The organism is Mycobacterium sp. TY815 (assembly GCF_030755135.1).
GTDB lineage: Bacteria > Actinomycetota > Actinomycetes > Mycobacteriales > Mycobacteriaceae > Mycobacterium.
Genome location: NZ_JAUFRX010000001.1, coordinates 986,381 through 1,008,541, shown reverse-complemented (window position 1 = coordinate 1,008,541; position 22,161 = coordinate 986,381). Strand labels below are relative to the sequence as shown.

20 protein-coding genes are annotated in these 22,161 nt (G+C 66.8%); 12 read left to right on the top strand and 8 right to left on the bottom strand.

Annotated features, from left to right (window positions below):
* Positions 1–160: 160 nt before the first annotated feature.
* Positions 161–2,482 (bottom strand): endopeptidase La, encoded by a 2,322-nt coding sequence (gene lon, locus QXK92_RS04310; RefSeq protein WP_306240433.1) that lies wholly within the window; start codon positions 2,480–2,482, stop codon positions 161–163.
* A gap of 90 nt (positions 2,483–2,572) precedes the next feature.
* Between lon and QXK92_RS04305 the strand changes: the two genes are divergently transcribed.
* Complete coding sequence (locus tag QXK92_RS04305) at positions 2,573–3,700, top strand: phytanoyl-CoA dioxygenase family protein (protein WP_306240432.1); 1,128 nt, start codon at positions 2,573–2,575, stop codon at positions 3,698–3,700.
* Here the strand turns inward: QXK92_RS04305 and QXK92_RS04300 are convergent.
* Positions 3,669–4,901 carry an alpha-hydroxy acid oxidase gene (locus QXK92_RS04300; RefSeq protein ID WP_306240431.1) on the bottom strand — a complete coding sequence of 411 codons (1,233 nt, stop codon included), beginning with the start codon at positions 4,899–4,901 and terminating at the stop codon, positions 3,669–3,671. The genes QXK92_RS04305 and QXK92_RS04300 overlap by 32 nt on opposite strands.
* Before the next feature lie 33 nt (positions 4,902–4,934).
* Between QXK92_RS04300 and QXK92_RS04295 the strand changes: the two genes are divergently transcribed.
* The gene (locus QXK92_RS04295) at positions 4,935–5,348 is read left to right on the top strand and encodes a DUF1810 domain-containing protein (protein ID WP_306240430.1); all 414 of its coding nucleotides are present in this window, start codon (positions 4,935–4,937) and stop codon (positions 5,346–5,348) included.
* Between the two features lie 10 nt (positions 5,349–5,358).
* Here QXK92_RS04295 and QXK92_RS04290 read toward each other — a convergent pair whose 3' ends face one another.
* From QXK92_RS04290 to QXK92_RS04280, 3 genes are read right to left on the bottom strand one after another with little or no spacing between them, the layout of a single operon-like run.
* The gene (locus QXK92_RS04290; RefSeq protein WP_306244188.1) at positions 5,359–6,642 is read right to left on the bottom strand and encodes an alpha-amylase family glycosyl hydrolase; all 1,284 of its coding nucleotides are present in this window, start codon (positions 6,640–6,642) and stop codon (positions 5,359–5,361) included.
* The gene (locus QXK92_RS04285; RefSeq protein ID WP_306240429.1) at positions 6,639–7,175 is read right to left on the bottom strand and encodes an alkyl hydroperoxide reductase; all 537 of its coding nucleotides are present in this window, start codon (positions 7,173–7,175) and stop codon (positions 6,639–6,641) included. Before QXK92_RS04285 ends, QXK92_RS04290 begins: the two co-directional genes overlap by 4 nt.
* 9 nt (positions 7,176–7,184) lie before the next feature.
* Positions 7,185–7,772, bottom strand: a complete 588-nt coding sequence (locus QXK92_RS04280) for a peroxiredoxin (RefSeq protein ID WP_306240428.1) — start codon at positions 7,770–7,772, stop codon at positions 7,185–7,187.
* Between the two features lie 103 nt (positions 7,773–7,875).
* On the opposite strand from QXK92_RS04280, the gene QXK92_RS04275 reads away from it, so the two are divergent.
* Genes QXK92_RS04275 through QXK92_RS04260 form a run of 4 tightly spaced genes read left to right on the top strand, consistent with a single transcriptional unit; the run spans position 7,876 to position 10,725 of the window.
* A complete protein-coding gene (locus QXK92_RS04275) occupies positions 7,876–8,793 on the top strand; it encodes a hydrogen peroxide-inducible genes activator (protein WP_306240427.1) in 918 nt (305 codons plus the stop codon).
* A gap of 9 nt (positions 8,794–8,802) precedes the next feature.
* Positions 8,803–9,507 carry an EthD domain-containing protein gene (locus QXK92_RS04270; protein WP_306240426.1) on the top strand — a complete coding sequence of 235 codons (705 nt, stop codon included), beginning with the start codon at positions 8,803–8,805 and terminating at the stop codon, positions 9,505–9,507.
* An 8-nt stretch (positions 9,508–9,515) separates the two neighbouring features.
* The gene (locus QXK92_RS04265; RefSeq protein WP_306240425.1) at positions 9,516–9,959 is read left to right on the top strand and encodes a TIGR03618 family F420-dependent PPOX class oxidoreductase; all 444 of its coding nucleotides are present in this window, start codon (positions 9,516–9,518) and stop codon (positions 9,957–9,959) included.
* 10 nt (positions 9,960–9,969) lie between these two features.
* Positions 9,970–10,725 carry an enoyl-CoA hydratase/isomerase family protein gene (locus QXK92_RS04260; RefSeq protein ID WP_306240423.1) on the top strand — a complete coding sequence of 252 codons (756 nt, stop codon included), beginning with the start codon at positions 9,970–9,972 and terminating at the stop codon, positions 10,723–10,725.
* Here QXK92_RS04260 and QXK92_RS04255 read toward each other — a convergent pair.
* Positions 10,722–10,919, bottom strand: a complete 198-nt coding sequence (locus QXK92_RS04255) for a bacterioferritin-associated ferredoxin (protein ID WP_306244187.1) — start codon at positions 10,917–10,919, stop codon at positions 10,722–10,724. The two genes, QXK92_RS04260 and QXK92_RS04255, sit on opposite strands and share 4 nt — an antisense overlap.
* 276 nt (positions 10,920–11,195) lie before the next feature.
* Here QXK92_RS04255 and bfr point away from each other — a divergent pair, with 276 nt between their 5' ends.
* From bfr to QXK92_RS04240, 3 genes are all read left to right on the top strand, one after another.
* Positions 11,196–11,675, top strand: coding sequence for a bacterioferritin (gene bfr, locus QXK92_RS04250; protein WP_306244184.1), 480 nt, complete (start codon positions 11,196–11,198; stop codon positions 11,673–11,675).
* 45 nt (positions 11,676–11,720) lie between these two features.
* A complete protein-coding gene (locus tag QXK92_RS04245) occupies positions 11,721–13,781 on the top strand; it encodes an MDR family MFS transporter (protein WP_306240422.1) in 2,061 nt (686 codons plus the stop codon).
* Between the two features lie 96 nt (positions 13,782–13,877).
* Positions 13,878–15,929: an MDR family MFS transporter gene (locus tag QXK92_RS04240; protein ID WP_306240421.1), complete on the top strand. Its 2,052-nt coding sequence runs from the start codon at positions 13,878–13,880 to the stop codon at positions 15,927–15,929.
* Here QXK92_RS04240 and QXK92_RS04235 read toward each other — a convergent pair.
* Positions 15,913–17,655 carry a PPE family protein gene (locus QXK92_RS04235; RefSeq protein WP_306240420.1) on the bottom strand — a complete coding sequence of 581 codons (1,743 nt, stop codon included), beginning with the start codon at positions 17,653–17,655 and terminating at the stop codon, positions 15,913–15,915. The genes QXK92_RS04240 and QXK92_RS04235 overlap by 17 nt on opposite strands.
* A gap of 123 nt (positions 17,656–17,778) precedes the next feature.
* Between QXK92_RS04235 and QXK92_RS04230 the strand changes: the two genes are divergently transcribed.
* The 3 genes from QXK92_RS04230 to QXK92_RS04220 are packed head-to-tail and all read left to right on the top strand — an operon-like array spanning position 17,779 to position 20,815.
* Positions 17,779–18,273 (top strand): carboxymuconolactone decarboxylase family protein, encoded by a 495-nt coding sequence (locus QXK92_RS04230; protein WP_306240419.1) that lies wholly within the window; start codon positions 17,779–17,781, stop codon positions 18,271–18,273.
* A 35-nt stretch (positions 18,274–18,308) separates the two neighbouring features.
* Positions 18,309–19,661 (top strand): glutamine synthetase family protein, encoded by a 1,353-nt coding sequence (locus QXK92_RS04225; RefSeq protein WP_306240418.1) that lies wholly within the window; start codon positions 18,309–18,311, stop codon positions 19,659–19,661.
* Entirely contained in the window at positions 19,658–20,815 is a 1,158-nt protein-coding gene (locus QXK92_RS04220; RefSeq protein WP_306240417.1) for an amidohydrolase family protein, read from the top strand. The genes QXK92_RS04225 and QXK92_RS04220 overlap by 4 nt, the downstream gene beginning before the upstream one ends.
* Here QXK92_RS04220 and QXK92_RS04215 read toward each other — a convergent pair.
* A complete protein-coding gene (locus QXK92_RS04215) occupies positions 20,799–22,157 on the bottom strand; it encodes a phenylacetate--CoA ligase family protein (protein WP_306240416.1) in 1,359 nt (452 codons plus the stop codon). The genes QXK92_RS04220 and QXK92_RS04215 overlap by 17 nt on opposite strands.
* Positions 22,158–22,161: the final 4 nt, after the last annotated feature.

Below are 22,161 nucleotides of genomic sequence, written 5' to 3'. Positions count from 1 at the left end.
CCACCGGGGGCGGCTGTCTCGTGGCAGGTCCTACGTGTTGATGGCGACGAAACCAGTGCTCGTGTACACACCCCAGGCTCCCACCTGGGCGTTGAACACGACTGGAAGCGCGACATCAGTGCCTGGCGCGATCCAGGTGGCGGGAAGGCCCCGGCGGGTCTCACGCGGCGACGGTTGCCGTCTGCGCCGCTGGTTCCAGGGCTTGCGCGACGATGTCCGCGACATCTGTCATCGGCCTCACGTCGAGCATTCCGAGGACCTCGGCGGGCACATCGTCCAGATCGGGCTCGTTTCGCGCCGGGATGAAGACCGTGGACAGTCCCGCCCGCTGAGCAGCGAGCAGCTTCTGCTTGACACCGCCGATCGGCAGCACGCGGCCGTTCAACGTGACCTCACCGGTCATGCCGACATCCGAGCGGACCTGGCGTCCGGTGGCCATCGAGACCAGCGCGGTCACCATGGTCACCCCGGCGGACGGCCCGTCTTTGGGCACCGCGCCGGCCGGCACGTGCACGTGGATGCGACGGTCCAGCAGCTTCGGGTCCACGCCCAGCTCGTCGGCGTGCGAGCGCACGTAGGACAGCGCGATTTGCGCCGACTCCTTCATGACGTCGCCCAACTGACCGGTTAGCTGCAATCCCGGCTCCCCGTCGGTGGCTCCGGCTTCGATGTAGAGCACGTCCCCACCCAGACCGGTGACGGCCAGGCCGGTGGCCACGCCCGGCACCGCCGTGCGTTCGGCCGATTCCGGCGTGAAGCGCGGACGGCCCAGGTAGCCGACCAGGTCGGGTTCGTCGACCGTGATCGACGAATTGTCCTGCGCGAGCTTGGTGGTCACCTTGCGCAACGCCTTGGCCAATAGCCTTTCGAATTGCCGCACCCCGGGTTCCCGGGTGTAGTCCGCCGCGATCTTGCGCAACGCGGCGTCGGTGACCATGACCTCGTCCTCGGTCAGTGCCGCCCGTTCCCGCTGCCGGGGCAGCAGGTAGTCGCGGGCGATGGCGACCTTGTCGTCCTCGGTGTAGCCGTCGATCTGCACCAGCTCCATGCGGTCCAGCAGCGCCGACGGAATGTTCTCGATCACGTTGGCGGTGGCCAGGAACACGACGTCGGACAGGTCCAGATCCAGGTCCAGGTAGTGGTCGCGGAAGGTGTGGTTCTGCGCCGGGTCGAGCACCTCGAGCAGCGCCGCACTCGGGTCACCCCGGTAATCGGAGCCGACCTTGTCGATCTCATCCAGCAGCACAACAGGATTCATCGAACCCGCTTCACCGATGGCCCGCACGATGCGGCCCGGCAGAGCGCCCACGTAGGTGCGCCGGTGGCCGCGGATCTCGGCCTCGTCACGCACGCCGCCGAGGGCGACGCGGACGAACTTGCGGCCCAGCGCACGGGCCACGCTCTCGCCCAGCGACGTCTTACCGACCCCGGGGGGACCGGCCAGCACCATCACCGCGCCGGAGCCGCGGCCACCCACCAGCTGCAGACCGCGTTGCGCACGGCGGGTCCGCACGGCCAGGTATTCGACGATGCGGTCCTTGACGTCGTCCAGTCCGTGGTGATCGGCGTCCAGGATGGCCCGCGCGCCGGTCAGATCGGTGGAGTCCTCAGTCCGGACATTCCACGGCAGGTCGAGCACGGTGTCCAGCCAGGTGCGAATCCAGCCGCTTTCCGGGCTCTGGTCGCTGGCCCGTTCGAGCTTGCCGACCTCGCGCAGTGCGGCTTCGCGCACCTTCTCGGGCAACTCGGCCGCCTCGACCCGGGCACGGTAGTCATCAGATCCGTCGGGTTCACCCTCGCCGAGTTCCTTGCGGATCGCGGCCAGCTGCTGACGCAGCAGGAACTCCTTCTGCGTCTTCTCCATCCCCTCGCGGACGTCCTCGGCGATCTTGTCGTTGACCTCGGTCTCGGCCAGGTGCTCGCCGGTCCACTCGATCAGCACGCGCAGCCGCTCGGCCACATCCACCGTTTCCAGCAACTGCCGCTTCTGCACATCGCTGAGGTAGGAGGCATATCCGGACGTGTCCGCCAGCGCGGACGGGTCGGTCAGGCTGTTGACGTAGTCGACGATCTGCCAGGCCTCGCGCCGCTGCAGAATGGCCAGCAGCACCTTCTTGTATTCCGCTGCCAGCGCCTTGACCTCGTCGGTCGCCTCGGCCTCGGGGACCTCGGTCACCTCCACCCACAGCGCGGCACCGGGGCCGGAGGCACCTGCGCCGATCTGTGCACGGGTCTCACCCCGCACCACCGCGGCGCTGCCACCCCCGGGCATCCGTCCCACCTGCAGGATCTTCGCGATCACACCATGCGAGGGATACCGGTCATCCAGCCGGGGCGCGATCAGCAACTGTCCTGAATCGCTTGCCCGCGCAGCGTCGATAGCCGCTCGTGCGGCGTCATCCAGTGCAATCGGCACCACCATCCCGGGTAACACGATGGTGTCGGTGACGAACAGCACTGGAACTGATTTGGCTTCAGCCATCAATCCTCCAAAAGTTGAGTCTGCTTCGCTAAACCCAGCTGGGGGCCGATTTGTTCCGAATGAGGCGGTAGGCCGCGCCATAATCGGGTAATGCCGCTCACACCACCTGCGCTGGATCCGGAGATCCTGCGGTCCGCGGCTGCGGAGCTCGGTCCGACGGCCTCGGTCACCTTCCTCGTTGACGAGGACACAGTGACCTACGCCGTCGACGGTGCAACGATCCGCGTGGACGACGAACACGCCGACTCAGCTGTCGTGGTGCGCCTGTCCCGGTCGGCCTGGGACGACCTGGTGGGCCAGACACGCACTGCCATCAACCTGCTGCTGAGCAACGAACTCGTCTTCGAGCGGGGGGGATTCGATCAGCTGGCCGACTGGGACCCGATCCTGCGCTACCTGCATGCCGGCGTGCCGCCGTACCACCCGGCCCGCGCCGACCTGCGCGGCCGCGACCCGGCCGCCACCTTCACGCCGGAGACCGACGACGCAGAACTGGCCGTCCAGCTGAGCACCATGGGCTATCTGCACCTCCGCTCCGTTTTCAGCGCCGACGAGATGCGCACGGCCAACCGCGAAATCGACCGGCTTGCGGCACAGGCCCGTCCGGGCGACGACGAGTCCTGGTGGGTCACCACCGAAGACGGTGCGGATGCGCTGTGCCGGTTGGTGTACGCCACGTTGCGCTCGCCGGTACTCGCTGCTTTGGAAAGCGATCCGCGGGTGCGCAGGCTCGGCACCCTGCTCGATCCCGCGCTGCGGGTGGCACCGGACCGGATGGAGGGCAGCGCGGTACTGCTCAAGGTGCCGGGAAAGACGAAGGGGTTGGCCAACATTCCCTGGCACCAGGACTGCGGCATGGGTGGCCACGCCATCATGTGCCCGGCGGTCAGCGTCGGCATCCAGCTCACCGGATCGGACTCCTCGACCGGCAACTTGCGGGTCGTACCGGGCAGCCATGGCCAGGCCATCCACTACCGGTGGGAGCAGCGACTCGATCGGGTACCGGTCGTGTCCATCGACACCGAGCCGGGCGATGTCACCGTGCACGTCCAGGACCTGATGCACGCCTCACCGGAGCCGACCGGACCCGGCGGGCGGCGCACCATGTACGTCACCCACTATCCGCCGCGCCTCTTCGAATACGTCGGGCCCGGTCAGGCGTTCAACGACCTGGTGCGCAACCGCGTCATCGCGCCTGAAGCCGTCTCAGCTGAGTGACGTGCCCGGGCGAAAGTTCCTGTAGACACGTCACACCCAGTAACGCCATGGTCCGCGTGACACCGCTCTGCAGAATCGCGATCGCCCGCCGGACACCGGCCTCACCACCGGCCATCAGCCCGTACAGGTAAGCGCGCCCGACCAGCGTGCAACGCGCCCCCAGGGCGATCGCCGCGACGATGTCCGCGCCGGACATGATGCCGGTGTCCATCAGGATTTCAGTGTCCTTGCCCAGCTCGCGGACCACCACCGGCAGCAGGTGGAACGGCACCGGGGCCCGATCGAGTTGGCGCCCACCGTGATTGGACAGGACAATCCCGTCCACGCCACGATCGACGACAGCCCGGGCATCGTCAAGCGTCTGGATCCCTTTGACGACAAGCTTGCCCGGCCACCTCGACTTGATCCAGACCAGGTCGTCGAAGGTGACGCTCGGGTCGAACATGGTGTTGAGATACTCGCCGACGGTGCCCGACCAGCGATCCAGAGATGCGAAGGACAGCGGTTCGGTGGTCAGCAGATCGAACCACCAGTGCGGGTGGGGGACCGCGTCCAGCACGGTGCGCAACGTCAGCGCCGGCGGTATCGACATCCCGTTGCGCACATCGCGCAGCCTGGCCCCGGCCACCGGAACGTCGACCGTCACCAACATGGTGTCGAATCCCGCGTCGGCGGCCCGCTGCACCAACGCCATCGACCGCTCACGATCACGCCACATGTACAGCTGAAACCACTTGCGGCCCTGTGGAGCAGCGGCCACCAGGTCTTCGATCGCGGTCGTGCCCAGCGTGGACAGCGAAAACGGGATACCGGCCGCCGCTGCCGCCCGCGCGCCGGCGACCTCGCCCTCGGTGTGCATCAACCGGGTGAAGCCCGTCGGGGCGATTCCGAACGGCAGGTCCACCGGGGCGCCCAGAACGTCCCAGCCGGCGTTCACCGTGCTCACGTCGCGCAAGATCGTCGGGTGAAACTCGATGTCGCGGAACGCTTGTCGCGCCCGCCCGATGGACAACTCGCCCTCGGCGGCACCGTCGGTGTAATCGAACGCCGCTTTCGGGGTGCGCCGCTTGGCAATTCGCCGCAGATCCTCAATGGTCAACGCGGCATCCAACCGCCGCGCGGTGCGGTCCCACTGCGGCCTCTTGAACTGCAGCAGTGGGGCGAGATCCCGAACTCTGGGCACCTGCCGCTTCACCGCCATCATTTCATCTAACCAGTGTGCGACCGTGGAGGGATGTCTGACTTACAGCGCTTCGTGGACGCGCAGGCCCGGGTCTATGACGCCGTGCTCGACGAACTGCGGGCCGGCCGTAAACGCAGCCACTGGATGTGGTTCGTGTTTCCACAACTGCGGGGACTGGGCAGTAGTCCGACTGCTGACCACTACGGCATCGACTCGCTGGCCGAGGCCCGGGCCTACCTCGACCACGCTGTGCTGGGGCCGCGACTTCTCGAGTGCGTCCGGTTGGTCAACGAGATCGACGGCCGCTCGGCCGAGCAGATCTTCGGTTGGCCCGACCACCTCAAGCTACGTTCGTCGGTGACGCTGTTCGCCCGGGCCACTGAGGACAACCGGGACTTCCTCGCGTTGCTCGACAAGTACTACGGCGGCGAGCAGGATCCGCTGACGCTGTCGCGACTGGGTTAGGGTCCCTGAATCAGGGACGCAGAATTCGCCAGCCGTGCGCTTCGATTTCCACCATGTCGACGACCTCCTCAGGGGGCGCCGTCGAGCCGGCGACCAGGCGGGCGCGCGGCGTGCCGAGCTTCGGTAGCGACACCGTCAGCGGCTCGTCGTCGATATTGAGCGCGACCAGGATCGCGTCCTGACCATTGCGGGACTCGTAGACATAGCACTTGTTCTCCAGCCGCACCGCGCTGGTCGTCGCCGTGTGCAGCCAGGGATGGCGGCGACGCAGACCGACGAGGTACTGGTACAGCGCCCAGACGTCGGCTCCGGATTCATCCAATGGCAGCGGGGGAGAGGGGAATTCGGGGCGTACCGCGTCGTCGCCGCCGTAGCGTTCTTCTTTGACTCCGCGGATGCCGAACTCGTCACCGGCGTAGATGCTGGGCACACCGCCGATGGTCAGCAGGATCACCAGTGCGTGGGCCGGATGGGCCGGGTTCTCGAGGCGGCTGGCGATCCGGGTGACGTCATGGTTACCGATGAACGTCTGTGGCACAAAGGTTTCCAAAAATGCGTTATGGCGTTGCAGCGCGTGGTCCAGCTCGAAGAAATTGCCGTCGTTGAGGCTGCTCCAGATGGCCTTCCACAGCTCGTACTGGGTGGCCGAGTCGAACCGCGCCGTTTCGACGACCGCGGCGTAATCGCCGTGGATCAATTCCCCCACGAACCACACATCAGGGTGGCGGTCACGGACCCTGGGCAGCACCTCCGCCCAGAATCGTTGCGGCACCGTATAAGCCGCATCGAGGCGCCAGCCGTCGGCGCCCCGGTCCAACCAGTGCGACATCACGTCGGTGACGTACTCGGCGACCGCCGGGTCTTTGTGGTTGAGGGTGATCAACTCCGCATGGCCTTCGAAGGTGCCACCGCTGAACCAGTGTGCCGATTCCGGGTCACCGTAGCGCGCGAAATCCACGCCCACGTGATTGAAGACGCCGTCGAGCAGCACCCGCAGGCCCCGTTGCCGCGCCTGCTCGATGAGATGGTCGAAGTCGGCGTCGTCACCCAGGCGCGGGTCGATCCGGAAGTGATCCGTGGTGTCGTACCCGTGAGTGCGGGAGTGAAAGATCGGCCCCAACGCGACGCCGGAGGCACCTAGGGCTATGGCGTGGTCGAACCAGTCGACGAGCCGGCGCAACCGGTGTTCCCCCGGGTCCGGCGGGGCTTCCGAAGGAAATGCCCCGACGAAGCCCAGGGGATACACCTGCCACCAGATCGCGTGTTCGATCCAGGAGGGTCCGGTCGTACTCAGCCGACCGCCGCCAGCGTCTGGGCGGCGCTGATTGCCTGTGCCACACCAGAAACGATAGCCGCCACCTTGAGCGCCTCCAGGATGGCCTCCCGGCCCACACCCGATTCACGCAGCGTGTGCTCGTGGGCGACCACGCAGTGACCACAGCCGTTGATCGAGGACACGGCGAAGCTCCAGAGCTCGAAGTTCGCTTTGTCCACTCCGGGATTGCCGATGATGTTCATCCGCAATCCGGCACGCAGGTCGTCGTAGGCGCCGTCCAGGAAGCCACGACCGCGGTAGAACACGTTGTTCATACCCATGATCGACGCGGCTCCGAGCGCGGCGTTGTAGGCCTGCTCCGAAAGGGTGTCAGCCGCTTCGGCGCCGATCTCGCCCAGTACCTGAGCGTTGCGGGTCGCCGCGGCGCACGCCAGCAGGGTGCCCCACAACTGCTCCTCGGTCAACGCCGTGGTGCGGGTGATCGAGCCGAGGTTCAGTTTGAGGTCCTTGGCGTACTCGGGCAGGGCGGCTTTGAGGTTCTCGACGCTCATCAGGCCTCCTTACGCCGAAGCCTTCAGCAGCTCGCCCGCGTCGATCGTCGGGTCACCCTTGCGCCAGTTGCACGCGCACAGCTCGTCGGATTGCAGCGCGTCGAGCACCCGCAACACCTCGTCGACATTGCGCCCGACGGAACCGGCCGTGGCAGAGACGAATTGGACTTCATTGTTCGGGTCGACGATGAAGGTGACGCGGTCGGCGACGCCCTCGGCGTTGAGCACCCCGGTGGCCTGAGACAGTTCACGCTTGATGTCCGACAACATGGGGAAGGGCAGCTTCTTGAGATCCTCGTGCTGCGCCCGCCACTGGAAGTGGACGAACTCGCTGTCGATGGAGACACCGAGGATCTGCGCGTCGCGGTCTGCGAACTCGTCGTTCAGCTTTCCGAAGGCAGCGATCTCGGTGGGGCACACGAAGGTGAAGTCCTTCGGCCAGAAGAACACCACCCGCCACTTTCCGGGATGGTCGTCGCTGGAAATGGTGGTGAAGTAGTCGCCCGGTTGCTTCGCGTCGACCTTGGACAGGTCGCCGCCGATCAACGCGGTCAGCTGGTACGCCGGAAATTGCTGGCCAATCGTCAACAGTGACATCGCACTCCTTATTTGGACTCATTCAAGATTAGTTCAGACTGCCACCATGTTGCCTCGCACCGGTTGTGAAGTAAAGGTGATTTGTCGCACTAGACTGATAGGCATGTCCGATAAGAGTTTTCAGCCTACCCTGGCCGGCTTGCGGGCTTTCGCCGCCGTCGCGCGGACGCAGCATTTCGGAAGCGCCGCAACGCTTCTCGGTGTCAGTCAGTCGACTCTATCGCAGGCGCTGGCCACGCTGGAGACGGGTTTGGGCACCAGCCTCGTCGAGCGTTCCACCCGCCGGGTTCGCATGACGCCCGAGGGCGAGCAGTTGTTGCCGCTGGCTCGGGCGGTGGTCGAGGCGGCCGAGGCATTCACCCGGGCTGCGGCCGGCACGGGCGACCCGCTGGCCGGCACGGTCCGGCTGGGATTGATCCCCACCGTGGCGCCCTATGTACTACCGGCCATTCTGGCCGGGATGCCTCGCCGCCTGCCCGGCCTGACGTTGCGGGTCGTCGAGGACAAGACCGAGCGACTGCTGGGTCTGCTGCGCGAGGGCACCCTGGACGCGGCCCTGATCGCGCTGCCCGCCGATTCCCCGGGCCTCACCGCCGTTGCGATGTACGAGGAGGATTTCGTGCTCGCTCTGCCTCCCGGCCATCCGCTGGCGGGAAAGCGGCGGGTCTCGCCTGGGGTGCTGGCGGAGCTGCCTCTGTTGCTGCTCGATGAGGGGCATTGTCTGCGCGATCAGGCGCTCGACGCGTGCCGGGAGGCCGGGGTGCGCGCCGAGCCGGCCGACACCCGGGCGGCCTCCCTGGCGACCGCGGTGCAGTGCGTGGCCGGGGGACTGGGCGTGACGTTGATTCCCGAGACGGCGGTCGCCGTCGAAACCGCCCGCAGTCGTGTGGGTCTCGCCCGGTTCGCCGCACCGCGCCCGCATCGCGAAATAGGTTTGGTGTTCCGTTCCTCACCGGCGCGCGACGACTCCTATCGGCGACTGGCCGGGATCCTCTCCGAACTGATCGCCGACACGCGTTAGGTTCGGCCGATGGAGAAAGTGATCGTAGTGTTGCGGCGGGCCGAATTCGACGACGACTGGTGTGCCCGGCTACGCGGCCCCGTGGCCACCGAGCTGTCGGAATTGGGCCTGCCGGGGCTGACGGTCAACGTCCGCGACAGCGCGGTGCGCGACTCACTGATGACGTTGACGACGCTGGACCCACCGGCCGCGGCGGTCGTGAGTGTGTGGACCCAGCAGTGCTACGGCGAGCAGCTGGCGGCGGCGCTGCGCGTGCTGCGCGCCGAATGCGAACTGCTCGCGGCCTACCTGGTGACCGAATCCGTCCCGATGCCCGGCCCACAGGACGAACCAGGTACCCGCACAGCGGGTTTGGCGAACATCGCGCTGCTGCGCCGGCCGGAAGACCTCGATCAGGCCACCTGGCTCGATCGCTGGCAGCTCAACCACACCCAGGTGGCCATCGATACCCAGTCGACGTTCGGCTACACCCAGAACTGGGTGGTCCGTGCTCTCACTCCGGACGCTCCGGGAATCTCGGCCATCGTCGAAGAGTTGTTCCCGCTGGAGGCTGTTACCGATATCAAGGCTTTCTTCGGTGCCGCCGACGACGCCGACCTGCAGGACCGGGTGGGCCGCATGGTGGCCAGCACGTCGGCCTTCGGCGCAAACCAGAACATCGACACGGTGCCCACCAGCCGCTACGTCGTCCGGACACCGTTTCGGGAGAGGTGAGCAAGCAAATGACGACACTCGAGGATGCGGTGGCGCTGGCAGCGTCCGAAAACGGCCTGGCCGTGATCTCCACGGTGCGCGCCGACGGCACTGTGCAGGCATCGCTGGTCAACGTCGGCCTGTTGCCGCACCCGGCCGGGGGAGAACCCGTGCTCGGCTTCACCACCTACGGCAAGGTCAAACTCGCCAACCTGCGCGCCCGGCCGCAGCTGGCAGTGACGTTCCGCAAGGGCTGGCAATGGGCCACTGTCGAAGGCCGGGCGGAATTGGCCGGTCCCGACGACACCCAGCCGTGGCTGTCCGACCCGGACCAGTTGCGGCTGCTGCTGCGCGACGTCTTCAGCGCGGCGGGGGGCAGCCACGACGACTGGGACGAGTACGACCGGGTAATGGCCAGCGAGCGGCGTGCGGTGGTGCTGATCGCGCCGACCCGCGTCTACACCAACAGATAGGCTGCCAAGCGTGACGCTGCTGGTCGATGACGACAACCGGGTCCGCACTCTCACTCTGAACAGGCCGGAGTCGCTCAACGCCTTCAACGAAGCGCTCTACGACGCCACCGCCCAGGCGCTGCTGGACGCGGCGGAGGATCCCGAGGTCGCCGTCGTCCTGCTGACCGGAGCGGGCCGCGCGTTCAGCGCCGGCACCGACCTGGCCGACATGCAGGCCATGATCAGCGACCCGGACTTCAAGCCCGGCAAGTACGGCTTCCGCGGCCTGGTCGAGGCGCTCAGCGCCTTCCCGAAGCCGCTGATCTGCGCCGTCAACGGTCTGGGTCTGGGTATCGGGACCACCATCCTCGGCTACGCCGATCTGGCCTTCATGTCGACCAGCGCGCGGCTGAAATGCCCGTTCACCAGCCTGGGAGTGGCGCCCGAAGCAGCGTCCTCCTACCTGCTTCCGCAACTGGTCGGCCGGCAGAACGCCGCGTGGCTGTTGATGTCCTCGGAGTGGATCGACGCCCAAGAGGCGCTGCGCATGGGTCTGGTGTGGCGGGTCTGTGAGCCCGACGAACTGCTGCCGGAGGCCCGCCGTCATGCCAACATCCTTGCGGGGCGGCCGATTTCGAGCCTCATGGCGGTCAAGCACACCATGGTGGAACCGATCCGTCCGGGGATCGCGGCCGCCACGGCGCGGGAGAACGCGCACTTCGCCGAACTGATGGGCGCCCAGGCCAACGCGGCGGCGCTGGCAGATTTCGGGAAACGGCGAAGCTAGGCGGAGGAAGCGGGCTGCAGCTCGGCCTGGTTCACGCGAGCGGCGGAGATGATCGCCCGCAGCGTGCGGCGGCACCGTCCGCAATCACCACCGGCACCGCACAATGCGGCCACTTCTTTCGAGGTGGATGCGCCCCGCGCCACGGCGTCACACACCGTTTGATTGGTGGCTCCGACGCACAGGCACACGTACATCAGCGAAGACCACCCGCACATGCGGTGAGCGCGTACTGTGTGGTCATATTAGTGGAGTCTAACCTAAGTTGGTTAGTGGAGTCTAACCTAACTTAAAACAGGTGATCACGATTACGCCTCGGCGAGACGCGCCGATGGCCCAGTTAAGCGTGGGCTCACTCGCCTTTACTGCACTAGATTGAAAACGGCACCAACGGTGCCGCTCCACCCGCACGGCGCTCTACAGCCCAGTCCGCCTGCGGATCGACTGTCAGCCTTCACACCGTAGGAGTGACCATGCAAGGCGATCCGGACGTTCTCCGTCTTCTCAACGAGCAGTTGACCAGCGAACTGACCGCCATCAACCAGTACTTTCTGCACGCGAAGATGCAGGAGAACTGGGGGTTCACCGAACTGGCGCAGCACACCCGCGCGGAGTCGTTCGACGAAATGCGGCACGCCGAGGAGATCACCGACCGCATTTTGTTGCTCGACGGCCTGCCCAACTACCAGCGGATCGGCTCTTTGCGGGTCGGCCAGACACTGCGTGAGCAATTCGAAGCGGATATGGCGATCGAAATAGAGGTGCTGAATAGGCTCAAGCCGGGAATCATCATGTGCCGGGAAAAGCAGGACAGCACCAGCGCGCAACTACTGGAAAAAATCGTTGCCGACGAAGAACTGCATCTCGACTATCTTCAGACACAGCTGGAATTGATGGACAAACTCGGAGAGGCGCTGTACTCGGCGCAGTGCGTCTCCCGGCCGCCCAAGTAAACCGGGGCCGCGGCGCGCGGGCTCCGGCATCGACGGGAGTCAACGATGACGAGCCCGACCGCACCGACAACCCCTGGCACGGTCTCTCCGTGCGCTGCGATCAGTCCGCTGCGCCGCAATCTCATCTTCGCGGCGCTGATGTTCGCGGTTCTGTTGGCGGCCATCGACCAGACCATGGTGGTGCCCGCGCTGCCCACGATCGTCGAAGACCTCGGTGACTCCGTTCACCAGTCCTGGGTTGTTGCCGCCTATCTGCTCGGTGGGATCGTCGTCATTCCGGTAGCCGGCAAACTCGGTGACCTGTTGGGTCGCAAACGCGTGCTGCAGAGTTCGGTCGCGATCTTCCTGGTCGGCTCGATGCTGTGTGGCCTCGCGGACTCGATGGCGATGCTGTCCATCTCGCGCGCCCTGCAGGGAATCGGTGCTGGCGCGATTTCGGTCACCGCAGCCGCGCTCATCGGCGAGGTGTTCCCGCTTCGCGACCGGGGCCGTTACCAGGGGATCCTGGGCGCGGTGTTCGGGGTCACCACGGTCGCCGGCCCGTTGTTCGGGGGCATCTTCACCGACTACCTGAACTGGCGATGGGCGTTCTGGGTCAATGCGCCGATCACGATAGCGATACTCGTGCTCGCCGCGGCCGCCATCCCCGCGTTGCCCCACCGCCCCAAGCCCGCCATCGACTACCTCGGGATACTGCTCATCGCCGCGGCCATGACCGCACTGATCATGGCCACGAGCTGGGGCGGAACCAACTACGCCTGGAACTCGGCACCGATCATCGGGCTGTTCATCGGGGCCGTGGTGACGCTGGGTGTCTTCGTCTGGGTGGAGACCCGCGCTGCGGCCGGAATCCTACCGCCGCGGCTGTTCCGCAGCCCCGTTTTCGCGGTGTGCTCGGTCCTGTCGCTGCTGGTCGGATTCGCGATGCTGGGCGCGCTGACCTTCGTGCCGATGTACCTGCGCTACGTCGACGGCGTCTCCGCGACCAGTTCGGGTCTGCGCACGTTGCCCATGGTGCTCGGCCTGCTGACCACGTCCTTGGCCGCCGGCATCCTGGTCGGGCGGACCGGCCGCTACAAGATCTTCCCACTGGCCGGTACCGCACTGATGGCCGTCGGGTTCCTGCTGATGGCGCGGATGGACGAGGCGACGCCGTGGCCGGTGCAGGCGTTCTACCTGGTCGTCCTGGGAGCCGGTATCGGTTTTTCCATGCAGGTGCTGATTCTCATCGTGCAGAACACGACGCCATTCGAGGATCTGGGCGTGGCCACCTCGGGTGTCACCTTCTTCCGTGTGGTCGGCGGGTCCTTCGGCGCCGCGATATTCGGGGCGCTGTTCGCGAACTTCCTGAGTCGGCGAATGGACGCGGCAGCGCTTTCCAGCGGCGTGCCGGCGCCCGCGGCGCATTCTCCGGGCGCGCTGCATCGGCTTCCGAAAGAAGTCGCCGCCCCAATTGTGCGGGCGTATGCCGGATCTTTGACGCAGGTATTTCTCTGCGCCGCGTTTATCGCCCTGGTCGGATTCATCTTCGCGCTGTTTTTGCGGGAGGCTCCGCTGACCGATATTCACGACAGCCCGGGCTGCCTGGGGGACGGCTTCGCGGTGCCGAGAAACAAATCGCCCGAGGACGTCCTGGAGATCGCCGTCGGGCACTTGCTGGCCGAATCACCCACGGTGCGACTGGACGATATCGCCAACCAACCCGGGTGTGAGCTCGACGTAGCCGGTCTGTGGGGCGTACTGAGGATTTACCAATACCAGCGGTTCTTCGAAACTGCGCAGCTCAGTGACATCGCCAGTCATCTGCACGTGCCCCCTCAGGTACTGGAACCGGTCTTCGACCGCCTGCTCGAGAGCGGGTACGCCCAGCGCGACGGCGACGCACTGTCGCTCACCCCGGCCGGGCGGCAGCAGGTCGTCTCGCTGTCAACACTGATCCGCCGGTGGCTGACCGACCATCTGGCGGTATCGGCCGACTTCGCCGACCAGCCGGGTCACGACGAATTCGAGGCTGCGCTGCAACGCATCACCGACGGAGTGCTGGTGCAACGTGACTGGTACCACGACCTGGATGACCTGGCTGAGCCGCGTGCGCGGGCGGGTTAAACGGAGCCGATCTGGGGCATCCACACTGCTGGCCGCCCTGTCCGCCGTCGCGTGGGGAGGGTGCGCTTCAGCCTGCGCGCCGACCGAAAGACGGGAATGAGCACCACGACAGTTGCCGCACCAGCCGACACGGGAACCGGCAGCGCGCTGATCACTCCTCAGCGACGTAACTTCATCTTCGCTGCGATCGCGCTCGGCATGCTGCTCGCGGCGCTCGACCAGACCATCGTCGCCACCGCACTGCCGACCATCGTCGCTGACCTGGGCGACGCCGGTCGCCAGTCCTGGGTGGTCACCAGTTACCTGCTGGCCTCGACGATTGTCACAGCCCTGGTCGGCAAACTCGGCGACATCTTCGGCCGCAAAAGGGTTTTCGAGGTTGCGGTGTTGTTTTTCGTGCTGGGATCGGTGCTGTGCGGGCTGGCGCACTCCATGACCATGCTGGTCGGCGCGCGAGCGCTGCAGGGCATCGGCGGCGGAGCCATCACCGTCACCGCGAGCGCATTGATCGGCGAGGTGGTGCCACTGCGCGAACGAGGTCGCTACCAGGGAATCCTGGGTGCGGTCTTCGGCGTCACCACGGTCGTAGGCCCGTTGCTGGGCGGCTATTTCACCGACTATCTGACCTGGCGCTGGGCTTTCTGGATCAATCTGCCGGTCTCGCTGGTGGTGATTTGCGTGGCGGCCGCGGCGATTCCGGCCCTGAAGGCGGAGACCAAACCCGTCGTGGATTACGCCGGGATCGTCTTCATCGGCCTGGGTGCGGCCGGCCTGACCCTGGCCACCAGTTGGGGTGGCACCGTGCATCCCTGGGGTTCGCCGACGATCATCGGGCTTTTCGTCGGTGCCGCGGTTGCCCTGGGCGTGTTCGTCTGGGTGGAAAACCGCGCGGCCGCACCGATTCTGCCGATCCGGTTGTTCGGCAGTCCGGTGTTCACCGTCTGCTGTGTGCTCTCGTTCGTCGTCGGATTCGCGATGCTGGGCGCGATGACGTTCCTGCCGACTTTCATGCAGTACGTCAACGGTGTGTCGGCCACCACCTCCGGTCTGCGGACATTGCCGATGGTGGTCGGCATGCTGATCACCTCGACCGGTAGCGGCAGCGTGGTCGGCCGCACCGGGCGTTACAAGATTTTCCCCGTCGTCGGCACCGCGCTGATGACGCTCGCTTTTCTGTTGATGTCCACCATGGACGGGTCGACCTCGGCGCTGCTGCAGTCGGTGTACCTGCTCATTCTGGGAGCCGGTATCGGTCTGTCGATGCAGGTCCTGGTGCTCATCGTGCAGAACACGTCCAACTTCGAAGACCTGGGTGTGGCCACCTCGGGGGTGAGCTTCTTCCGCACCATCGGCAGTTCGTTCGGGGCGGCCATCTTCGGTTCGCTGTTCGTCAACTTCCTCAGCTCGCGACTGACCGCGGCGCTGGCGGAGACCGGGGCATCGCGGGACGCGGTGAGTTCGCCGGCCGCGCTGCACCGGCAACCGGCGGCCGTGGCCGCGCCGATCGTGCACGCCTACTCCGAGTCGTTGTCCCAGGTTTTCCTGTGGGCCGCCCCGGTCGCGGCGGCCGGGTTCGTCCTGGCTCTGTTCCTGCGCGAAGTGCCGCTGCGCGATATCCACAACAGCGCCGTCGACCTCGGTGACGGCTTCGGCATGCCGACCACCGATACCCCGGAACGCCTGTTGGAGAACGCGATTGCGCGCATGCTGCGCGGGGAACCCGGGGTGCGGCTGCGCAGCATCGCGATGCGGCCGGATTGCCGGCTCGACGTCGCGGCGCTCTGGGCGCTGCTGCGAGTCAACCGCTACACGCAGTTCTTCGGCTCCGCGCGCCTCACCGATATCGGCGAGAACCTGCAGATCCCGTTCGAGGTGCTCGAACCCACGTTCAACCGGCTGGTCACCACCGGCTATGTGATGCGTGACGGCGACCGGTTGTGGCTCACACCCGCGGGCGTCGAGCAGGTGCAGTATGTGTATTCACTGCTGTTGGCCTGGATCATCGACAAGCTGTCCCGATCGCCCGGTTTCGCCGTCCGCCCTGACCGCGCACAAGTCGAGGCCGCACTCGGCCGGGTCGCGTATCGGGTTATCGCACAACGAGATTGGAACGATGATTCGGCAACGGAGGCTATTGCGAGTCGCTGAGGGGGCGCCAGCTGCCCGGCAACAGCGGCATCGTAGGCCCGTCACCGAACTCGTCCGCCGCCAGCGTGGCCAATCCGGCGGCACTGTCGACGCGGCCGTCGGACAAGGTACCCGCGAACCCCATGGTCTGCGCCCCCCGCTCGGAGGCCTGCGTCGACGGCGGCGCGTCCCACTGGGGGTCGACGTCGACATCCATATCCAGGAACTCATCACCGAACCCTCGACCTTTGGCGGCGCGCCGGCGCCGCGCCCGCGCCTGCTCGCGGGCCGCCGCGGCGGCCGCTTGGGCAGCGCTGTCAGGCTCTGAGGCCTGCCGTTTCGCACCCGAACTGGCCTTTGCGCCGAGCCCGGAACCGAATCCGATCCCGGGCGGGGCGGCGGCGTAGGGAGGTGTGAAGCCGGCCCCGCCTGCGCCGGCCGGCGCGGGAGGCGAAGGGGACGGCGGTGGCGGGCCCGCAGTGGAATTGGGTGTCGGCGCGGGTACCGAAGCGGGAGCCGCGGCCGGCGCGGTGACCGACGACAGCCCAACCACCGGCAGGGGAGGCGGCGGCCCGATCGGGACCACCGCCGGAGCCATCACGGGTTGCGGCAGGGCGGCCAAGCCCGCCAGTCCGGCGAGGCCGCCTACCGAGGCCAGCGGGGCGGCAGCCAGTGGGAACGCCGCGGCCAGCGCGAGGGGTTGACTCGTCAGGGTGAAGACCTCGGCGAGGTGGGTGGGGAAGTCGAACAACTCGAGACTGACCAGATACTGGACGGCCAGCACCGGGTTGGTCTGCAGGTAGACGAAGAACTGCTGGAAGTCCTCGCCCAGCTCCAGCGTCCGAGCCACCCAGAACGCCGCGACGGTCGGATCGGTGTAGTAGTCGTACTCGAGTCCGTTGAGGGTGCCGTCGGCGGGACTCCAGTCGTAGCCGAAGTTTCGCAAGATGTTGGCGACGAAGTCGTCCAGCGCATTGTCGACCAACGGGTCGTGGGCAATGGTGTCGTTTCCAATGCCGAACTGCTGCAGGATCGCATCGAGCTGCGGGTTGTTCACCAGGTTCTCGAATTGCGTGAACGGATTGAGCTGCGGATTGCTCATGAAGTCCTGATAGGCCTGCAGCGGATTCTGCAGAAACTGCTCGATCTGCTGCAGGAAGTCCTGCCACGGGCTGGTACTCGAAGCGGGATTCGCTTCAGCGTCGGATCTGGTGATCTGCGGCGCCGGCTCAGCGGCAGGTGTCGCGGCCAGCGCCGCGTCGGACGCGGCCTCATAGCCGCTCATCGTGGTCGCTGCCTGAGTCCACATGCGGGCGTAGTCGGCCTCGTTGAGCGCAATCGGAATCGTGTTGATGCCGAAGAAGTTCGTCGCCACCAGTGCACCGTGCACGGCGTGATTGGCGGCCAGTTCGGCCAGCGTGGGCATGGCGGCCAGCGCCGACAGGTAGGCCGCGGCGATACCCTCTTCGCGCGCCGCGTTGTCCGCGCTGATCTGGCTGGCCCGCATCAGCCAGGCCAGGTACGGCACGTGGGCAGTCGTGTACTGCTCTGCGCTCGGGCCCGCCCAGGCTGCCCCCTGCACGCCGGCCAGCACCGCGACGAGTTCGTCTGCCGCGCTGGCGTATTCAGTGCTCAGCGCCGACCACGCGGACGCCGCGGCCAGCAGTGCGCCCGGCCCGGGGCCGCTGCTCAGCAGCGCCGAATGCACCTCGGGAGGCGCGGCCATCCACCCGCCGAACCCCGTCATGACCGCATTCCACCAGGCATTCTATGAGAACCGCATGTTTTGAACATGGTTTTCATTTGCACCAAGCTAGCCTGTCGGAGGTGTTCAGGACAAGGGCAGATCGGCCGGGCGTACCATCTCGCCATGAGCCGAATCGGAAGTTTCGCGGACGACGATGTCGCCGGCTGGGTCCTGAAATCCCCTGAACTCGGCGGCGCGATGGCCAATTTCAGCCGAGCGGTCTACACCAGCAACCGGCTGCCGCTGCGCACCCGTGAGATTGCACGGGCCGTGATCGCCAACAACAACGAATGCATCGTGTGTGCCAACACCCGCGATGCCGACGGCCCGGCGGCCGGCGTCGACGAGGACCTCTACCACCACGCGACCGAGTGGCGAACCTGGCCGGGTTACAGCGACCAGGAGCGGCTGGCGGCGGAGTTCGCCCACCGCTTCTCCACCGACCACACCGCGCTGCGCGACGACGAGGACTTCTGGAACCGGGCCGCCGAGCATTTCTCCGATGAGCTGCTCGCCGACCTGGCCATCTCGTGCGCCCTGTGGGTCGGCATGGGTCGGGTGCTGCGCACCCTGGACATCGGCCAGGCGTGCAAGTTGACCCTGCCGAGCCGGGCCTGACAGCGGGAGTCCACCGAAACCGCAGAATGGCTGCCATGACCGCCACTCCGCTCGCTGCTGCGGCGATCGCCCAACTCGAGGCCGAGGGCGTCGACACCGTCATCGGCACCGTGGTGAACCCTGCGGGGCTCACCCTGGCCAAGACGGTGCCGCTTCGCCGTACCAACACATTCGCCGACCCGGGCCTGGGTGCCAGTCCGACGTGGCATGCCTTCGCGATCGACCAGACCGGCATCGCGTTCACCGACGACGTCAGTGTGGTCGGAGACCAACGCCTGCGCATCGACATGTCCGCGTTGCGCATCATCGGCGACGGGTTGGCATGGGCGCCGGCCGGCTTCTTCGAACAGGACGGCACCCCGGTTCCGGCCTGCAGCCGGGGCACCCTCGGCAGGATCGAGTCCGCCCTCGCCGACGCCGGCATCGAGGCCGCGGTCGGACACGAAATCGAGTTCCTGGTGGTGGATTCCGAAGGCGGAAGGCTGCCCGCCACCATGTGGGCACAGTACGGCCTGGCCGGAGTGCTCGAACACGAGGCATTCGTCCGCGACGTCATCGCCAGCGCAATGTCGGCCGGGGTGGTCATCGAGCAGTTCCATCCGGAGTACGGGCCCAATCAGTTCGAGCTCTCGCTGGCGCCGCAGCCGCCGGTGGCCGCGGCCGACCAGTTGGTGCTGATGCGGATCATCATCGGCCGGGCCGCCCGCCGCCACGGGATGCGGATCAGCCTGTCGCCGGTGCCGTTCGCCGGCAGTGTGGGATCCGGTGCACATCAACACTTTTCGCTGACGATGCCGCAGGGGCCGCTGTTCTCCGGCGGCTCCGGCCCCGGCGGCATGACGGAGGCGGGACAGGCCGCCGTGGCCGGCGTGTTGCGCGGCCTGCCGCAGGCGCAGGGAATCCTGTCCGGCTCGATCGTGTCCGGCCTGCGAATGCGACCGGGCAACTGGGCCGGCGCTTATGTGTGCTGGGGGATCGAGAACCGGGAAGCCGCCGTCCGCTTCATCGAGGGCGGACCGGGAAATCCGCACGGCGCCAACGTCGAAGTGAAGATCATCGATCCTTCGGCAAACCCGTATCTGGCGTCGGCGGCGATTCTCGCGCTGGCGCTCGACGGCATCACGCGCGCAGAGTCGCTACCGCCGGAGACGACGGTGGACCCGGCACAGCTGTCGGAAGCGGACCGGGCAGCCGCCGGAACCCGGCTGCTGCCCGACGACCAGATGCAGGCGATTGCGGCCCTTGATGATTCGGCGCTGATGCGGAAATTGCTGGGCGACCCGGTAGTCGACGTGGTGACCGCGGTGCGGCGGATGGAGCACGACCGCTACGCCGACCTGGAACCCGCAGCGCTCGCCGACAAGTTCCGGATGGCCTGGAGCGTATGACCACTCGGTCGGATTCCGCGCTGTCCCACCATGTTCGCGAGGTGGCGCTGATCGACCAGCACGTGCACGGCTGCTGGTCGAGAACCGGGGACCGGCGACGATTCGAGAACGCGCTCAACGAGGCCAACACGCAACCGCTCGCCGACTTCGACTCCGGCTTCGATACTCAGCTCGGTTTCGCGGTGCGCAACCACTGCGCGGCCGTCCTCGGATTACCCAGACACGCCGATCCCCAGGACTATTGGGATCGTCGCAGCCAGTTCAGCGAGTCCGAGCTGGCCCAGCGATTCCTGCCCGCCGCCGGAGTGAGCAACTGGCTGGTCGACACCGGATTCGCCGCAGGGGTAACCGATCTCGCGGAATTCGCGGCGCTGTCCGGCCGCCGTGCCTACGAAGTGGTGCGGCTGGAGCAGGTGGCCGAGGAAGCGGTGCAGGCAGGCGGCGACTACGCGGCGGCGTTCGAAGAGGTCCTGAACCGCCGCGCCGCCGGCGCCGTGGGCACCAAGTCGATCCTGGCCTACCGCGGCGGGTTCGAAGGAGACCTGAGCGAGCCGTCCGCGACCGAGGTCGGGGCCGCCGCGCAGCGCTGGCGCGACGAAGGTGGCGTCCGACTGCACGATCGGGTGTTACTGCGATTCGGGTTGTACCAGGCGCTGCGGCTGGGCAAACCGCTGCAGTTCCATGTGGGCTTCGGCGACCGCGACTGCGATCTGCACCAGACCAATCCGCTGCATCTGCTTGAATTTCTGCGCAACTCCGGCGACACCCCGATTGTCTTGCTGCATTGCTATCCCTATGAGCGCGAAGCCGGTTACCTGGCTCAGGCCTTCAACAATGTCTACCTCGACGGCGGACTGGCCGTGAACCATCTCGGCGCGCGGGCGCCGGCATTCGTCGCCCGCCTGCTGGAACTCGCGCCGTTCCGCAAGATCCTGTACTCGTCCGACGGTTATGGGCCGGCCGAACTGCATTACCTCGGAGCCGTCCTGTGGCGCAACGCAATCGACCGTGTACTGCACGGGTTCGTCGAAACCGGCGACTGGAGCGAGAAGGACGCGATCCGGGTGGTCGACCTGATCGCCCACCACAACGCCGCACGCATCTACCGCCTGGCCAGTGGCGATCCTCGCGGGCCGATCACCCCAGCGGGATGAATCGGCGCAATTTCCCGCTGCCCCGGTGACGTTCCAGGCTGTCGGCCACTCGGATCCGCACGGCGGGTTGCTCCAGTCCGTAGCGGCGCAGCGCCGTAACCACTGCAGCAGTGAGCTTTTCAGTGTCGGGTGCCCCGACGACCACGATGTCGGCGCCGGTGGCCGTTTGGACGACCTGATACTCCGAGATGTGGGCGTCCGTTCCCAGGACATGACGAAAGACGATCGGCGGCACCGTGAGTTCGCCGTACCGGAAGTCGTCGTCGCGGCGGCCGCCGATATCGGCGACGCGGGTGAAGGCGCTGCCACAGGAGCAGTCGCCGAGCAGCGGTGCCACCTGATCGCCGAGGTCGTAGCGGATGAACGGGAACGTGCGGTTGGCGAGTCCGGTGGCGAGCGTGCGCACCACGGGTTCCTCGGGGCCCACCGGCACACCGTCTGCGTCCACGCGCTCGAGAATCACCTCGTCCTCGCAGACATGCAACCCCGCACCGCGTCCGCAGCCGACCGCCTGTACCCCGATTTCGGTTGATCCCCAGAGGTTATGGATAACGACCGCGTGCCAGGCTCTGGTGATCGCCTCGCGGTCCTCGTCGAGCAGCGGCTCTGAGTTGGTGCTCACCCGCACCGGCGCGATGTCCAGATCCCCGGCGATGGTGGCGCGGGCCAGGCGACCGATGACCGTCGGGTAGCCCACCAGGTGCGTCGGTCCCGCGGCGGCCACCGCCGCCAGCACCTCGGCGAACGGGGCGCCCGCGGGGATCACGACGGTCTGCATGCCCGGGGCGGTCGGTACATCGAACAACGGGGTGCTGGCATGGGGGGGAACTCCCGCTGTCACGACCGCCAACCGGGACGAAACCAGCTGCGTGCGTTGTTCTTCGCGGGCCTGCACCCGCCATGCCAGACAAGCCGCCGAGGTATAGAAGTCCCAGTCCCAGATGTAGATCCCGCGCACCCCGCTCGATCCGCCGGAGCTGAAGATCTGGTAGTCGCCGTGATACGAGAACCCTTGCTGCCCGGCAAGGAACCCTTCGGCGCCGGCCCTCCGTAATCCGGGCGCCGTACAGATCGCATCCCAATTCTGTTGAGCCTCAGGCTTGGTCATCATGGGCACCGACGCCAGATCCGCGACGGTGGCGCGCGACGGGTCAAGCCCCGCCAGTCGCCGCGCATGAAACGGCGACCACTCCTTGGCGTGCGACAGGAGTGCCCGGAGTCGGCGCTGCTGGTACTGCTCGATCTGGGGGCGCGACCAGTCCAGGCGCGCGACATGGTCTTTCAGCGCGGCCTGCACCGCCCCGAGATGGGCTGTGCGCGTTGCCTCGTAGGCGTGCGCCATCCGC

Excerpts from the sequence above, each read along its gene's own strand:
- QXK92_RS04265 (WP_306240425.1), top strand. The coding sequence starts at position 9,516 with ATGACGACACTCGAGGATGCGGTGGCGCTGGCAGCGTCCGAAAACGGC.
- QXK92_RS04255 (WP_306244187.1), bottom strand. The coding sequence starts at position 10,919 with ATGTACGTGTGCCTGTGCGTCGGAGCCACCAATCAAACGGTGTGTGAC.
- QXK92_RS04220 (WP_306240417.1), top strand. The coding sequence starts at position 19,658 with ATGACCACTCGGTCGGATTCCGCGCTGTCCCACCATGTTCGCGAGGTG.
- QXK92_RS04285 (WP_306240429.1), bottom strand. The coding sequence starts at position 7,175 with ATGAGCGTCGAGAACCTCAAAGCCGCCCTGCCCGAGTACGCCAAGGAC.
- bfr (WP_306244184.1), top strand. The coding sequence starts at position 11,196 with ATGCAAGGCGATCCGGACGTTCTCCGTCTTCTCAACGAGCAGTTGACC.
- QXK92_RS04300 (WP_306240431.1), bottom strand. The coding sequence starts at position 4,901 with ATGGCGGTGAAGCGGCAGGTGCCCAGAGTTCGGGATCTCGCCCCACTG.
- QXK92_RS04235 (WP_306240420.1), bottom strand. The coding sequence starts at position 17,655 with ATGACGGGGTTCGGCGGGTGGATGGCCGCGCCTCCCGAGGTGCATTCG.
- QXK92_RS04295 (WP_306240430.1), top strand. The coding sequence starts at position 4,935 with ATGTCTGACTTACAGCGCTTCGTGGACGCGCAGGCCCGGGTCTATGAC.
- QXK92_RS04230 (WP_306240419.1), top strand. The coding sequence starts at position 17,779 with ATGAGCCGAATCGGAAGTTTCGCGGACGACGATGTCGCCGGCTGGGTC.
- QXK92_RS04215 (WP_306240416.1), bottom strand. The coding sequence starts at position 22,157 with ATGGCGCACGCCTACGAGGCAACGCGCACAGCCCATCTCGGGGCGGTG.
- QXK92_RS04280 (WP_306240428.1), bottom strand. The coding sequence starts at position 7,772 with ATGTCACTGTTGACGATTGGCCAGCAATTTCCGGCGTACCAGCTGACC.
- QXK92_RS04240 (WP_306240421.1), top strand. The coding sequence starts at position 13,878 with ATGAGCACCACGACAGTTGCCGCACCAGCCGACACGGGAACCGGCAGC.
- QXK92_RS04225 (WP_306240418.1), top strand. The coding sequence starts at position 18,309 with ATGACCGCCACTCCGCTCGCTGCTGCGGCGATCGCCCAACTCGAGGCC.
- lon (WP_306240433.1), bottom strand. The coding sequence starts at position 2,482 with ATGGCTGAAGCCAAATCAGTTCCAGTGCTGTTCGTCACCGACACCATC.
- QXK92_RS04270 (WP_306240426.1), top strand. The coding sequence starts at position 8,803 with ATGGAGAAAGTGATCGTAGTGTTGCGGCGGGCCGAATTCGACGACGAC.
- QXK92_RS04305 (WP_306240432.1), top strand. The coding sequence starts at position 2,573 with ATGCCGCTCACACCACCTGCGCTGGATCCGGAGATCCTGCGGTCCGCG.
- QXK92_RS04245 (WP_306240422.1), top strand. The coding sequence starts at position 11,721 with ATGACGAGCCCGACCGCACCGACAACCCCTGGCACGGTCTCTCCGTGC.
- QXK92_RS04275 (WP_306240427.1), top strand. The coding sequence starts at position 7,876 with ATGTCCGATAAGAGTTTTCAGCCTACCCTGGCCGGCTTGCGGGCTTTC.